Source organism: Lampropedia hyalina DSM 16112 (assembly GCF_900129055.1).
GTDB lineage: Bacteria > Pseudomonadota > Gammaproteobacteria > Burkholderiales > Burkholderiaceae_C > Lampropedia > Lampropedia hyalina.
The window spans coordinates 18314-32332 of the sequence record NZ_FQUZ01000015.1 but is presented as its reverse complement, the minus strand read 5'-3'; the positions used below and the strand labels follow the sequence as shown (position 1 = coordinate 32332).

The following is a 14019-nucleotide window of genomic DNA, read 5'->3' as shown; positions in this document are numbered from 1 at the left end:
GCTTACTCCTGTTCTTCCTTGCCGCGCGAATCCACCGCCTTGGCGATCAGGGCGTTCATGTCGGCGGCACGTTCCGGTGTGCGGTCGAACAGGAAATGCAGGGTCGGCACGGTATGAATGTGCAGGCGTTTGAACAGGCCGTTGCGCAGAAAGCCAGCGGCCTGGTTGAGCGCGTCGGTGGTTTCCTGCACATCCCCCACCAGCACGCTGAACCAGACTTTGGCATGGGCGTAGTCGGGCGTGACTTCCACGCTCTGGATGGTGACCATGCCAATGCGTGGGTCCTTCAGCTCCCGTGCGATCAGTTCGCTCAGATCGCGCTGGATCTGGTCGGCCACACGGTAGCCTCGGTTGATGGTGGGGTTCTTGCGTCGGGTTGCCATGTGCGTTGTCGTGCCTTCTGGATGCAGCGTTTACAGGGTACGGGCGATTTCCTTGATGTCGAAGAATTCGAGCTGATCGCCTTCCCGGATGTCGCTGTAGTTGCGCAGCTTGATACCGCACTCGTAGCCTTCGCGCACTTCCTTGACATCGTCCTTCATGCGGCGCAGCGATTCCACGTCGCCCGTGTAGATGACGACGTTGTCGCGCAGCAGGCGGAAATGCGAACTGCGGGTGACAAAACCGGACGTGATGTAAGAACCAGCCACTGTACCGATCTTGGAAGCCACGAACACGGTGCGGATTTCGGCCGTGCCGGTGATTTCCTCGCGCTGCTCGGGAGCCAGCATGCCGGACATGGCGGTTTTCAGCTCATCCACGGCATCGTAGATGATGCTGTAGTAGCGGAGATCCACATCGTTGGCCTCGGCCAGCTTGCGCGCCCCGGCATCGGCACGGACGTTGAAGCCGATGATGATGCCGTGGGAGGCAATGGCCAGGTTCACATCGGATTCGCTGATGCCGCCCACGCCGGAGTACACCACCTGCACCTTGACCTCGTCGGTCGAGAGCTTGAGCAGCGACTGCGCCAGGGCTTCCTGCGAACCTTGCACATCGGCCTTGATGAGGATGGGCAGGGTCTTGACCTCGCCCGCCGTCATGTCGGCGAACATATTTTCCAGCTTGGCTGCCTGCTGCTTGGCCAGCTTGGTGTTACGGAATTTGCCTGCGCGGTAGGTGGCGATTTCGCGGGCACGGCGTTCGTCGCTCATGACCATGAATTCATCGCCCGCCTGCGGCACTTCGGTCAGACCCTGGATTTCCACCGGAATGGATGGCCCGGCAGCATCGGTGCGCTGGCCATTTTCGTCGGTCATGGCGCGCACGCGGCCATAGGTCTGGCCAGCCAGCACGACATCGCCCACCTTGAGCGTGCCGGATTGCACCAGCACGGTAGCCACCGGGCCGCGCCCCTTGTCGAGCTGGGCCTCGATGACCAAACCCTTGGCCATGGCATCCACCGGTGCTTTCAGTTCCAGCACTTCGGCTTGCAGCAGCACGTTCTCCAGCAGTTCATCGATGCCCATGCCGGTCTTGGAAGAGACGGCAATGAAAGGCGAATCTCCGCCGTATTCTTCCGGCACGACTTCCTCGCCCACCAGTTCCTGCTTGACGCGATCCGGGTTGGCATCGGGCTTGTCGGCCTTGGTGATGGCCACGACGATGGGCACCTTGGCCGCTTTGGCGTGCTTGATGGCCTCGCGGGTCTGTGGCATCACGCCATCATCGGCAGCGACGACCAGAATCACGATGTCGGTGGCCTGCGCACCACGGGCGCGCATGGCCGTGAAGGCTTCGTGACCGGGGGTATCGAGGAAGGAGACAATGCCGCGCGGTGTTTGCACATGGTAGGCACCAATGTGCTGGGTGATGCCACCGGCTTCTCCCACCGCCACCTTGGAGCGACGAATGTAGTCCAGCAGCGAGGTCTTGCCGTGATCGACGTGACCCATGACCGTGACCACCGGTGCCCGTGGCAGCAATTCGGCCTGGTACTTGGTGGCCTCTTCTTCGCTGAAGGCTTCCGGGTCGTCCAGGGTGGCCTGGATGGCCTTGTGGCCCATTTCTTCCACGATGATCATCGCGGTGTCCTGATCCAGCGGCTGGTTGATGGTGACCATCTGGCCCATCTTCATCAGTGCCTTGATGACCTCGGATGCCTTGATGGCCATCTTGTGCGCCAACTCGGCCACGGTGATGGTTTCAGGCACATGCACGTCCAGCACGCGGGCTTCGGCAGGCGCAGCTTCGTGTGCGAAGCCGCCACGCTGCTGGCGTTTGTCCTGACCACGCTTGCCACCGCTCTTTCCAGCAGACTTCCAACCGTTGCCACGACCAGCCGCAGCACCGGCATCGGCCCCACGGGTCTTGATTTCCTTGCGCTTGCCATCGTCGGGCGTCCAGCTGGACGACAGATCGGCGGAACGCAGTTCCTTGGATTTGCGTGCCCCTGCACCAGCGGCCGCACCTGCGGCGGGAGTGGCTGGCTTCTTCTTGTCGGCGGCGGTCTTGGCGGCCGTGGTCTTGGCTGCTTCAGCGATTTTTTCCGGTGCCTTTTCGGCCACTTCCGGCTTCTTGGCCACCAGTACCTTGCGCGGGGCCGACATCATGGAACGAATGGCCGCAGCTTCGGCCTCGGCCTTGCGCCGACGCTCTTCCAGATCGGATGCGCGACGGGCTTCTTCCTGAGCCTGTGCCTGGGCCACTTCTTCCTGGCGGCGACGGGCTTCATCCTGGGCCTTGGCACGCTGCTCGGCTTCGGCCTTCATTTCTTCCACGGCCTGCTTCTTCTGCTGCTGTGCCCGTGCGGCCTTGGCCGCCTCCTGGGCCGCATAGGCTGCCGCGCGCTCTTCGGCCTCGCGCTCCTTGCGTTCGCGCTCCAGGCGTTCCTGCTCCTGCTCGGCGTGCTGAAGGCGTTCCCGCGCCAAGACTTCTTCCTGCTCGCGGATGGACTGTGCGTGGCGCAGGGCTTCTTGCTCGCGCCGTGCCAGTTCCTGCTCCTGCTGGGCCGCAGCGGCCAGATTGGCCTGTGCCGCCGCGTTTTCGGCAGGGTCTTCGCGCTTGACGAAGGTACGGGTCTTGCGCGTGACCACATTGATGGTGCGCGCCTTGCCGGTGGCATCGGCCTGCTTGATTTCGCTGGTCGAACGCTTGGTCAGGGTGATCTTGCGCCGCTCACCCTGCGCATCGGCCTTGCCATGCACGTTCTGCAAATGCACCAGAAACTGCTGTTTGTCGGCTTCGGTCAGCGTGTCGGACACGGCACTCTTGGCGACCCCGGCAGACTTGAGCTGCTGAAGAACGGCTTGGGGTGATTGTTTGAGTTCTGCGGCGAACTCGGCAACGGTGTTATTGGACATAACGGTTTACTGCTCTCCCTGACTGTCTGCCTGGTTGTCGAACCAGTGTTCACGAGCCTTGAGGATGAGGGCATTGGCCTCTTCCTCAGTCTGGCCGGTAATGCCCACCAATTCGTCGGTGGACAGATCCGCCAGATCGTCGCGGGTGAAGATGGAGCCGGCGGCCAATTGCACCAGCATTTCCGGGGTCACGCCATCGAGATCCTTGAGGTCATCGGCCACCTGCCCGACGGTTTGTTCGCGGGCGATTTCCTGGGTCAGCAGGGCATCCTTGGCACGCACACGCAATTCATTGACGGTTTCCTCGTCCAGATTCTCGATTTCCAGCATTTCCTGCAAGGGCACATAGGCGATCTCTTCGAGGCTGGTGAACCCTTCGGCAATCAGGATGTCGGCAATTTCCTCGTCCACATCCAGCCGCTGCACGAACAGGGTGCGGATGAGCTGGTCTTCGCTGGCCTGCTTCTGGGCCGACTCATTGGCATCCATGATGTTAATGCGCCAGCCGGTCAGATCGGAAGCCAGACGCACGTTCTGCCCGCCTGCCCCAATCGCCTTGGCAAGGTTTTCCTCGTCCACGACCACGTCCATGGCATGTTTTTCTTCATCGACGAAGATGGACTCGACGTTGGCAGGAGCCAGCGCGCCGATGACGAACTGTGCCGGGTCTTCCGACCACAGCACGATGTCCACGCGCTCACCGGCCAGTTCATTGGTGACGGCATTGACGCGCGTGCCACGCACGCCGACACAGGTTCCAATCGGGTCGATGCGCTTGTCGTGCGAGACGACGGCAATCTTGGCGCGGGAGCCAGGCGAACGGGCACAGGACTTGATCTCCAGCAGCCCCTGCTCGATCTCGGGCACTTCGTTGCGGAACAGCTCGATCATGAATTCCGGCGCGGTGCGCGAGAGCAGGATGGGTGCGCCGCGCAGGGTCGCATCGACTTCGGTGATGACGGCACGCACGCGGTCGCCATTGCGCAGGTTTTCCTTGGGGATCATCTCGGAACGGCGCAGACGGCCTTCGACCCGGCCACTCTCGACGATGGCATCACCGCCCTTGTCGATGCGCTTGATGGTTCCCATGAAAATCTTGTCGCCGCGCGACAGGAAGTCATTGAGCAGCATCTCGCGCTCGGCTTCGCGGATCTTCTGCAAGATCACCTGTTTGGCCGCCATGGCCCCGATGCGGCCAATCGGGATGGACTCGACCGGCTCCTCGATGTAGTCGCCCACTTCAATTCCGGTCACACGATCCTGCGCATCCATCAGCAACTCTTCGGCATCGGGATTCTGCAATCCGGCATCGTCGGGCACGACCAGCCAGCGGCGCACGGTTTCGTAGTCGCCACTGTCCCGATCAATGATGACGCGAATATCCACATCTTCTTCGTACAGCTTCTTGGTGGCCTGCGCCAGTGCCGATTCGATGGCACCAAACACCACGTCGCGGTCCACACTCTTTTCCAGCGAAATCGCATCCACCAGCATCAACAATTCGCGATTCATGCAACGATACTCCTGCAATTCATTTGCTATCAGCTATCACAATCGGTTTTCTACCCCTTGACTTCGCCTTGCAGCGCAGACCCGAGACACCGCTCACGTTCAGACGGAACGCCCCTTGAAATTGACGACCGGTGCCAGACGCACTTCCTTGACTTCATCGAGGGTGAACCCCAGGGACTGCAAGGGAGCCTCTGCACGCTTCTTGCTCACCTTCTGGCCCGGCTTGCGCTCTGGCTCGTCGCGCCACACCACCTGCCAGCCCTCCCCCTCACCAGGATGCAGAATGCCCCGGAACCGTTTGCGGTTGGCACTGACCTGCCCCTGTGCTGCCGCGCCAATGGGGGCCAGCAGCAGCACATCGACCAGCTCACCGGTGAAACGCTGCATATCCGTGGCATTGCGCAGCAGCCGGTCGATGCCGGGAGAGGACACCTCCAGACGGGAGTAATCCACGCCCTCGACTTCCAGCGTGAACTGAAGCTGGCGCGTCACCTTCTCGCAATCTTCCACCGTGATGTTCTGTGGCGTGGCAGACACCAAAGCGGGCGAAATCTCCGAAGGCAGTTCACTGGCACCGTCGCCAGAGGCCGACGCAACCGCCTGCGGCTGCCAGGGCACATCAATGGTGACGCGCAACAGACCACCGCCAGAGCGTTCAATCTCCACCAGGTCGTAACCAAGTCCATGTACGGTCTGCTCAATCAGTTGCTGCAATGCCACGCTGTGTACTCGCCTGTCTCAAAAATTATTCAACACCAAAAATACAAAAACCCGCAGGCTTCGGATCACCTCGGGTTGAAAGTTTCAGGGCACCAGACCCTGTCAAAACCAAACCGGTCGGCGAGAAAACGACACTGCCATCTTCTCAAGCCTGCCGTCGCATGTCCCTGATGATGAACCAAGGCACTTGCGACGGTTACCAGAGCCGCACCACGCACTTTGGACAAAAATGCACTGGGGTCTGGACGAAAATCGAAGGCGGATTGTACTGTATTTGTGCCTGATGGCAACCTATTTACTGCCGACCAGACCCGCCGCCGCCCGCAGCAAGCCGCTGTAAAACAACAGGCAGACCATGCAATAAGTCTTCTGCAATCAGGCCCACCCCCACGACCTGAGCCGCCTGTGAGTGCAACCACACCGCCATGGCAGCCGCGTCCAGTGCAGCGATGCCCTGGGCCAGCAAACCCGCCACCAACCCTGCGAGCACATCCCCCGTACCGGCACTGGCCAGGCTGGCAGGGGCACAGGCATTGACAAAGGCCCGGCCATCGGGAGCCACCACCACCGTGTCGGCCCCTTTGAGCAACACCACGGCACCAGACAGCCGGGCGGCGGCACGGGCACGACTGAGCCTGTCCCCATCCAGATGGGGGAACAGCCGTGCAAACTCCCCTTCATGTGGCGTTAAAACAACTCCTGGCGCAGCACCTGCCGCCTGGTGTGCGTGGATGTGACTGAAAAGCAGGTTCGGGTCGTCTTGAAACACCGTCAGCGCATCGGCATCCAGCACCAGCGATTGGGCCGCCTGCAATGCCAGCAGCACCGCTTCGCGGGTCGCAGTCTCCAGCCCTGCACCCGGCCCGATCACACAGACACGGCGTTTTGCATCGCCCAGCAAGCAGGCAAAGTCCTGCGCGCTGGCAACCGGCCGCACCATGATGCTCTGCATGGCATGGGCATAGATGGTGTGCGCCTGCACCGGGCTGGCAATCGTCACCAGACCCGCCCCCACTTTCTGCGCTGCCTGCGCAGCCAGCATGGCCGCACCCGGCAAGGTCGCACCGCCCCAGACCAGCACAAACCCCTTGTGGTATTTGTGCGCCTGCGCATCGGCAGGCTGGTTTGTGTGCGGCAACGCCCACGCCTGGGGGAGGTTCTCCCAGGTATCGATGCCCAACTCGGAGAGGCAATGCACGGGAATGCCAATGTCCACCAACTCCAAGGTGCCGCACAGCCCCCGCCCCGGATAGAGCAGATGCCCCGGCTTCTTGCGAAAAAAAGTCACGGTCAGATCGGCCTGCACCGCCGCACCACGCACAGCCCCTGTCACGCCATCCACTCCACTGGGAACGTCCACCGCACAGACAGGCAAACCCTTGCGATGGATCGTCTCCACCCACTCCAACAGCCGACCTTGCAGCGGGCGATCCAGCCCTGCACCCAGCAAGGCATCGACCACCAGATCACAGGCAGACCAATCCACCGTCTCCCACTCCTGTACCACCGTGCCACCACTGCGCAGCCAGGCATCACAGGCCAGTGCGGCATCACCACGCCACGCACCAGGGGCCACCGAGGCGGCGACCTGCACCGTCCAGCCACGCTCGCGCAGCAGCCTTGCCGCCACCAGACCATCTCCGCCGTTGTTGCCCGCACCGCACACCACCAGCACCCGGCACGGTTGCCAGCGTCGCAGAATGGCCCATGCCACCGCCGCACCCGCACGCTCCATCAGCACCGTACCGGGCACGCCTGCCACAGCGGCCAGCGCATCGGCCCGGGACATTTGGGTGGGGGTGAGCAATTCCATCAGGCACTCCTTCTTGCACAGCATATGCAGGCATTGTGAACGCATTTCCCCCGGCGAATGGCAACGAAAACGCTACGGCATATTGCATTCATCTTCGCCCAGAAACCGGCAAGACGCTGGCAAATTGCGCCGATCATGCAACAAACCAGACCGCAGCATGACTGCAACTTAGCAGCAATTAACGGCAATACACGCAAAAAATCCCCCTTAAAGCGTTGATTTACATCATCAATCGGATTTGTGCCGTAGAATATCCGGCCTATGGAACCTGCCGCAATCAGTCTCATCATTCTGCTGCCATTCATCGGCAGTGCCATTGCGGCCATCCTGCCGTCGAATGCCCGCAACCTGGAGTCCTTGCTGGCCGGTCTGATTGCCCTGTTCTGTCTGGTTCAGGTGGTGCTGTACTTCCCGCAGATCCAGGCGGGCGATGTGATCGACGAGCGTTTCGTATGGCTGCAAAGCTATGGCCTGAACCTGTCCTTGCGCATGGACGGTTTTGCCTGGATGTTTGCCCTGCTGGTATTCGGCATCGGTGCGCTGGTGGTGTTGTACGCACGCTACTACATGTCCCCGCAAGACCCGGTACCGCGCTTTTTCGCCTTTCTGCTGGCTTTCATGGGTTCGATGGCGGGTGTCGTGCTGTCGGGCAACATCATCCAGATGGTGTTTTTCTGGGAGCTGACCAGCGTATTCTCCTTCCTGCTGATCGGCTACTGGCACCACCGCAAGGATGCACGCCGGGGCGCGCGCATGGCCCTGACCATCACCGGCACGGGCGGGCTGTGCCTGCTGGCCGGTGTGCTGATTCTGGGCAACATCGTCGGCAGTTATGAACTCGACAATGTGCTGGCCGCAGGCTCACAGATTCGCAACCACACGCTGTATCTGCCCGCACTGGTACTGATTCTGCTGGGGGCATTCACCAAGAGCGCACAATTTCCCTTCCACTTCTGGCTGCCGAATGCGATGGCGGCACCCACTCCGGTATCCGCCTATCTGCACTCAGCCACGATGGTGAAAGCCGGGGTATTCCTGCTGGCACGCTTTTGGCCGGTACTCAGCGGCACACAGGAGTGGTTCTGGATCGTCAGCACCGTGGGAGCAACCACGCTGATTTTCGCGGCCTACACGGCCATGTTCCAGAAGGATCTCAAGGGGCTGCTGGCCTACTCCACCATCTCGCACCTGGGGCTGATTACCCTGCTGCTGGGGCTGAACCGCGAACTGGCCGCCGTGGCTGCCGTGTTCCACATCATCAACCATGCCACGTTCAAGGCTTCGCTGTTCATGGCCGTGGGCATTGTCGATCATGAAACCGGCACGCGCGACATCCGCCGCCTTTCCGGCCTGCTCAAGCTCATGCCGATTACCGGCACCTTGGCACTGGTGGCCGCAGCGGCCATGGCGGGTGTGCCCTTCCTGAACGGTTTCCTTTCCAAGGAGATGTTCTTCTCGGAAACCGTGCTGGTGCACGCCCCCAGCTACGTTCAGGCCGGTCTGCCGATTCTTGCCACGGTGTTCGGGGTGTTCAGCGCGGTGTATTCGCTGCGCTTCACCGCAGACGTGTTCTTCGGCCCCAAGGCCATCGATCTACCCAAGAAAAACCCGCACGATCCGCCCATCTGGATGATCGTGCCAGTGGGGCTGCTCGTCATCGTCTGCATTGCGGTGGGCATTCTGCCCGCTCTGGTCATCGGCCCTACATTGGCTCTGGCCGCCACGCCCGTGGTAGGGGGCGTACTGCCGCAATACAGCCTGGCGATCTGGCATGGCATCAATGAACCGCTCATCATGAGCATGGTGGCACTGGGAGTGGGTTCACTGTTGTATGTCGTATCGCGAACGCTGCGCACCAAGGGCTACCTGGAAGACTACAGCTTTGTATGGGGGCTGAACGGACAGCGCATCTTTGAATGGACGCTAACCTTCTTCAGTCGCCAATCCCGCTTTCTGCGTCTGGCGTTCACCACGCGGCGGCTGCAATGGCAAATGTTCTGGCTCGTCACCGTCACATTCACTGCCGTGGCCCTGCCGCTGTGGCTGGGCGGACTGAACATCGGCAGTCGTGCCACACAACCGGCCTCCCCTGCCTTCGTCGGCCTGTGGGTCATGGGCTGCATCTGCGCGATTGCCGCTGCCTGGCAAGCCAAGTACCACCGGCTGGCCGCCATGGTCATGCTGGGAGCCACCGGGCTGTGCGTCTGCATCACCTTCCTGTGGTTCTCCGCACCCGATCTGGGCCTGACGCAACTGGCCGTGGAAGTCGTCACCACCATCCTGCTGCTGCTGGGCCTGCGCTGGCTGCCCCAGCGCGACAAGAACCTGCGCCAGCCTTCCTGGTCGCTCGATCAGGGCATGGCGCAGGCACGGCGCGCACGCGACATCATCATCGCACTGGTTGCAGGCAGTGGCATTGCATTGCTGACGCTGGCCATGCTCACGCGCCCATTTCCTGAAAGCACCTCCACCTTCTTCCTGGAGCGCGCCTATACCGAGGGGGGCGGCACCAACGTGGTGAACGTGATGCTGGTGGACTTCCGTGCCTTCGATACCTTTGGCGAAATCGTCGTGCTGGGCATTGTCGCACTGACCGTTTATGCCCTGCTGCGACGCTTCCGCCCTGCCGGGGAAACCATGGATCTGCCCATGCAGCAACGGGTGCTGCCCGGCGACCTGATTACCGACCTGTTCAACCCGCGCATGGCCAAGGACACCGCCATTGGCTACCTGACCGTGCCCGCCGTGCTGGTGCGCTGGCTGCTGCCCTTTACCACGCTGATTGCCGTGTACCTGTTCATGCGTGGCCACAACCAGCCCGGTGGCGGTTTTGTGGCGGGCCTGGTGTTCTCGTTGGGCCTGCTGCTGCAATTCATCGTCTCGGGAACCCAGTGGGTGGAGTCGCACCTGTCCATCTACCCACGCCGCTGGATTGCCTTCGGCATGCTGTGCGCCATAGCCACTGGACTGGGTTCGCTGCACTGGGGCTACCCGTTCATGACCACGCACACCGCGCATCTGACCCTGCCCTACATTGGTGACATTCATGTCGCCAGTGCGCTGTTCTTCGATCTGGGGGTCTTCACCGTGGTGGTCGGTGCGACCATGCTGATTCTTACGGCCATCGCCCACCAGTCGGTGCGCGGCCATCGCTACCATGCCCGCAAGCTGGAAGAAGAAGCCGAAGCCAAGGAAGCCGCTGCGGCACACTACGCTAGGGCACGCGCCGCCTTTGCTGCGGTGGCCCAGTACAACACCAACCCCCACCACCGCCCGGGAGCACACCCATGGAAATAGTCATGGCCGTTGCGATTGGCGTACTGACTGGCGCAGGTGTCTGGCTGCTGCTGCGGCCGCGCACCTTTCAGGTCATCATCGGCCTGTCACTGCTGGGCTACGCCGTCAATCTGTTCATCTTTTCCATGGGACGGCTCGGGCTGGCCATCGATAAGGAACCCGTGCTGCGCCCCGGCGTTCCGCAGGATCTGTTGAACTACGCCGACCCCCTGCCACAGGCACTGGTGCTCACGGCCATCGTCATTGGCTTTGCCACCACGGCACTGTTCCTCGTGGTATTGCTGGCCTTGCGTGGCATGGCAGGAACCGACCACGTCGATGGCAGTCTCGCCGCAGAAAAGAATGAGGCCTCATGAGGGAATTGCTGTCATCCTGGATGCCCCACCTGATTCTGGCACCGATTCTGGTGCCGATGGTGTCGGCCGCACTCATGCTGCTGCTCAAGGAAGAAAAGCAGCGAGCCAAGCTGCTCATCAACATCTGCGCCACCGTGATCGCACTGGTGGTGGCGGTATTCCTGATGCAATGGTCGCACCAGCAGAGTTCGCCCACGGCCATGACCGTGTACCTGACCAGCAACTGGCCCGCCCCTTTTGGTATCGTGCTGGCCCTGGACCGACTCTCCGGGCTGATGCTGACACTCACCGCCATTCTGGGAGTGGCGGCCGCCCTGTACTCCTCGGCGCACTGGCACCGTGCAGGCGTGAATTTCCACGCCCTGTTCCAGTTGCAGCTCATGGGACTCAACGGCGTATTCCTGACTGGCGACCTGTTCAACCTGTTCGTATTCATCGAGATTCTGCTGGCCGCTTCCTACGGCCTGCTGCTGCACGGCTCGGGCCGCCACCGGGTACAGGCGGGCCTGCACTACATTGCCATCAATCTGGCGGCATCGTCGCTGCTGCTCATCGGCATCTCGATGTTCTATGGCATCACCGGCACCCTCAATCTAGCCGATCTGGCACAACTGGTGCCCAATGTGGCCGATGACGACCGTGCCCTGCTGCATGTGGCCGCAGGCGTGCTGGGTGTGGCCATCCTCATCAAGGCTGCGGTATGGCCACTGAATTTCTGGCTCGTGCCCGCATACAGTGCAGCCACCGCGCCAGTGGGGATGATTTTCGCCATCATGACCAAGGTCGGCATCTACATCATCCTGCGCATCTGGACACTGGTATTCGGCTACGATGCGGGCCTGTCCAGCCAGTATGGCGGTCAGTGGATCACCTACGCGGGCATGGCCACCATTGCCGTCGGCACCGTGGGGGTCATGAGCAGCCAGAAGCTCGGCAATCTGGCCGGTTACAGTGCCATCGTCTCGTCCGGCACGCTGCTGGCCACCATGGGCTTCGGCCAGAACCTGCTGACCGCCGGGCTGCTGTACTACATGGTCAGTTCCACGCTGGCCGTCGCCGCCTGCTTTCTGCTGGCCGACCTGATGGATCGCTGGCGCAACGATGGTGCCGACTACGCCCCCTATGAAGAAGAAGACCTCGCCCCTTTCCTCTCTCCCGACCTGAGCAGCAACCTGAAGGAACTCAACCTGGACGAACGCGAGGAGGCCATCGTGGGGCGCGCCATGCCCGCCGCAGCGGCCCTGATGGGCCTGGCCTTCATGGCCTGTACATTGCTGATTGCAGGATTGCCCCCCTTGTCAGGCTTCATCGGCAAATTCGCCATGCTCACAGCCTTGCTCAATCCGCTGGGCATGGGGGCTTCGGCGGGGCAGACCCTGGGAACCGACGGCTGGATACTGCTCGGCATCCTGATCGTCTCGGGTTTGTTCGCGCTGGTGGCATTCTCCCGCGCAGGCATCCGCCATTTCTGGGCCTCACATGGCCGCAAGGCTCCACTGCTGCGCGTGGTGGAAGGCATTCCGCTGGCCATCCTGCTGGGCAGTTGCGTGCTGATGACCGTGAAAGCCGACAACGTCATGCGCTACATGCAAAGCACGGCCAACACCCTTTACGCCCCGGACGACTACATTCAAACCGTTCTGGGCGCGCGTTCCAAGCCCTACCCCAGCCAGAAAGCGCAAGACCTGCTGCCCTCCACACCTTCCGCAACCAGTGAAGAGGAAACACCATGAAGAAATGGTTGCGCCGCATCTTCCCTGCCCCGCTGATCTCGTTGATGCTGATCGGCACCTGGGTCATGCTGACCCAGAGCGTGGCTGTCGGCACGCTGGTATTTGCCACCCTGCTGGGCTTCTTCATTCCCATCTTCAGTGCCACCCTGCGACCCCGGCATGTCAAGGTACGCCGCCCCTGGATCGTGTTCAAGCTGTTCTTTGTCGTGACCATGGATGCCTGGCTGTCGGCGTGGGCGGTCATCAAGATTCTGCTGCGCCCCGTGGGCAATGAGGACACCTCGGAGTTCGTGCGCGTACCGCTGGAAATGCGCGACCCCAACGGCCTGGCCGTACTGGCCATCATCACCTGCATCACCCCAGGCAATGCCTGGGCGGAACTCTCCATGGACCGCAGCATCCTGCTGCTGCATGTGCTCGATGGCAAGGTCATTCCCGAAAAAGTCATCGAGACCGTCAAGGAACGCTACGAGCGTCCTCTCATGGAGATCTTTGAACAATGATGAACGGACAAATCCTCGCCATCGCCCTGCCCGTCGCCCTGGCCATGCTGGCCCTTGCCGTGCTGATGGCCGCCCTGCGCCTGCTGGTCGGCCCCTCGGCCCAAGACCGCATCATGGCCCTGGACAACATCTATGCGATTGCCATGTTCATCATGCTCACGCTGTCGATCTACTATGAGAGCGATGCCTATTTTGAAGCGGCATTGCTGATTTCCCTGCTGGGTTTTGCCAGCACCACCGCCATGGCCAAATTCCTGCTGCGTGGGGAGGTGATTGAATAATGACTGATCCCAATATCCCCCTGTGGGTGGAAGCCATCACGGCCTTCTTCGTGCTGGCGGGGGCATTCGTGGCCCTGCTGGCAGCCAGCGGCGTATTGCGCCTGAACTCCTTCTTCGCCCGCGTTCATGCTCCAGCCCTGGTCACCACCGTGGGCATCTGGTGCATTCTGCTGGCGACGCTGATTTTTTTCACCGCCTACTATGGCAAAGTGCCGATCAATACCCTGTTGATCGGGCTGTTCATCTCCGTCACCACCCCCGTCACCACCATTTTCCTGATGCGTGCAGCCCTGTTCCGCTCACGCCAGCGGGGCGAGGATGTCCCTGCCAGTGTCAATATGCTGAAAATCGTGGCCCCACAGAAATCGGTACAAGACTCCAGTCACGGCACCGACGCCGCGCCATTGAGTGACCGCCCTGCGGAGACACCGGAAGATGCGACCATCTCTGCCAAACCGCAGGAAACACCCTCCCCCTGAGTGGTTTTTTCAGCAAACATGGC

The 14019-nt window shown here is 61.4% G+C and carries 11 protein-coding genes; 6 read left to right on the top strand and 5 right to left on the bottom strand.

Annotation, left to right across the window (positions count from 1 at the left end):
* Nucleotides 1-2: 2 nt before the first annotated feature.
* The 5 genes from rbfA to BUE21_RS07515 all read right to left on the bottom strand — a co-directional run bounded on the left by rbfA (nt 3) and on the right by BUE21_RS07515 (nt 7347).
* Nucleotides 3-383, bottom strand: a complete 381-nt coding sequence (gene rbfA, locus BUE21_RS07535) for a 30S ribosome-binding factor RbfA (protein WP_073356080.1) — start codon at nt 381-383, stop codon at nt 3-5.
* A gap of 30 nt (nt 384-413) precedes the next feature.
* Nucleotides 414-3302, bottom strand: a complete 2889-nt coding sequence (infB, locus tag BUE21_RS07530; RefSeq protein WP_073356079.1) for a translation initiation factor IF-2 — start codon at nt 3300-3302, stop codon at nt 414-416.
* A gap of 6 nt (nt 3303-3308) precedes the next feature.
* A complete protein-coding gene (gene nusA, locus BUE21_RS07525) occupies nt 3309-4814 on the bottom strand; it encodes a transcription termination factor NusA (protein WP_073356078.1) in 1506 nt (501 codons plus the stop codon).
* A gap of 99 nt (nt 4815-4913) precedes the next feature.
* A complete protein-coding gene (locus BUE21_RS07520; protein WP_407656058.1) occupies nt 4914-5480 on the bottom strand; it encodes an LSm family protein in 567 nt (188 codons plus the stop codon).
* Nucleotides 5481-5829: 349 nt separating this feature from the next.
* Entirely contained in the window at nt 5830-7347 is a 1518-nt protein-coding gene (locus tag BUE21_RS07515; RefSeq protein ID WP_073356105.1) for a bifunctional ADP-dependent NAD(P)H-hydrate dehydratase/NAD(P)H-hydrate epimerase, read from the bottom strand.
* Nucleotides 7348-7608: 261 nt separating this feature from the next.
* On the opposite strand from BUE21_RS07515, the gene BUE21_RS07510 reads away from it, so the two are divergent.
* The 6 genes from BUE21_RS07510 to mnhG are packed head-to-tail and all read left to right on the top strand — an operon-like array spanning nt 7609 to nt 13996.
* On the top strand, nt 7609-10644 hold the full coding sequence (locus tag BUE21_RS07510) for a monovalent cation/H+ antiporter subunit A (protein ID WP_073356076.1): 3036 nt from the start codon (nt 7609-7611) through the stop codon (nt 10642-10644).
* On the top strand, nt 10635-11000 hold the full coding sequence (locus tag BUE21_RS07505) for a Na+/H+ antiporter subunit C (protein ID WP_073356075.1): 366 nt from the start codon (nt 10635-10637) through the stop codon (nt 10998-11000). Before BUE21_RS07510 ends, BUE21_RS07505 begins: the two co-directional genes overlap by 10 nt.
* Entirely contained in the window at nt 10997-12733 is a 1737-nt protein-coding gene (locus BUE21_RS07500) for a monovalent cation/H+ antiporter subunit D (RefSeq protein WP_073356074.1), read from the top strand. The genes BUE21_RS07505 and BUE21_RS07500 overlap by 4 nt, the downstream gene beginning before the upstream one ends.
* On the top strand, nt 12730-13236 hold the full coding sequence (locus tag BUE21_RS07495; RefSeq protein WP_073356073.1) for a Na+/H+ antiporter subunit E: 507 nt from the start codon (nt 12730-12732) through the stop codon (nt 13234-13236). The genes BUE21_RS07500 and BUE21_RS07495 overlap by 4 nt, the downstream gene beginning before the upstream one ends.
* Entirely contained in the window at nt 13236-13517 is a 282-nt protein-coding gene (locus BUE21_RS07490; RefSeq protein WP_073356104.1) for a K+/H+ antiporter subunit F, read from the top strand. The genes BUE21_RS07495 and BUE21_RS07490 overlap by 1 nt, the downstream gene beginning before the upstream one ends.
* A complete protein-coding gene (mnhG, locus tag BUE21_RS07485) occupies nt 13517-13996 on the top strand; it encodes a monovalent cation/H(+) antiporter subunit G (RefSeq protein ID WP_073356072.1) in 480 nt (159 codons plus the stop codon). Before BUE21_RS07490 ends, mnhG begins: the two co-directional genes overlap by 1 nt.
* The last annotated feature ends 23 nt before the right edge of the window (nt 13997-14019 follow it).

What these genes read in the sequence shown, in the direction of transcription:
- nusA (WP_073356078.1), bottom strand. Translation starts at nt 4,814, where the DNA reads ATGAATCGCGAATTGTTGATGCTGGTGGATGCGATTTCGCTGGAAAAG.
- mnhG (WP_073356072.1), top strand. Translation starts at nt 13,517, where the DNA reads ATGACTGATCCCAATATCCCCCTGTGGGTGGAAGCCATCACGGCCTTC.
- BUE21_RS07510 (WP_073356076.1), top strand. Translation starts at nt 7,609, where the DNA reads ATGGAACCTGCCGCAATCAGTCTCATCATTCTGCTGCCATTCATCGGC.
- BUE21_RS07515 (WP_073356105.1), bottom strand. Translation starts at nt 7,347, where the DNA reads ATGGAATTGCTCACCCCCACCCAAATGTCCCGGGCCGATGCGCTGGCC.
- BUE21_RS07500 (WP_073356074.1), top strand. Translation starts at nt 10,997, where the DNA reads ATGAGGGAATTGCTGTCATCCTGGATGCCCCACCTGATTCTGGCACCG.
- BUE21_RS07505 (WP_073356075.1), top strand. Translation starts at nt 10,635, where the DNA reads ATGGAAATAGTCATGGCCGTTGCGATTGGCGTACTGACTGGCGCAGGT.
- rbfA (WP_073356080.1), bottom strand. Translation starts at nt 383, where the DNA reads ATGGCAACCCGACGCAAGAACCCCACCATCAACCGAGGCTACCGTGTG.
- BUE21_RS07495 (WP_073356073.1), top strand. Translation starts at nt 12,730, where the DNA reads ATGAAGAAATGGTTGCGCCGCATCTTCCCTGCCCCGCTGATCTCGTTG.
- infB (WP_073356079.1), bottom strand. Translation starts at nt 3,302, where the DNA reads ATGTCCAATAACACCGTTGCCGAGTTCGCCGCAGAACTCAAACAATCA.
- BUE21_RS07490 (WP_073356104.1), top strand. Translation starts at nt 13,236, where the DNA reads ATGAACGGACAAATCCTCGCCATCGCCCTGCCCGTCGCCCTGGCCATG.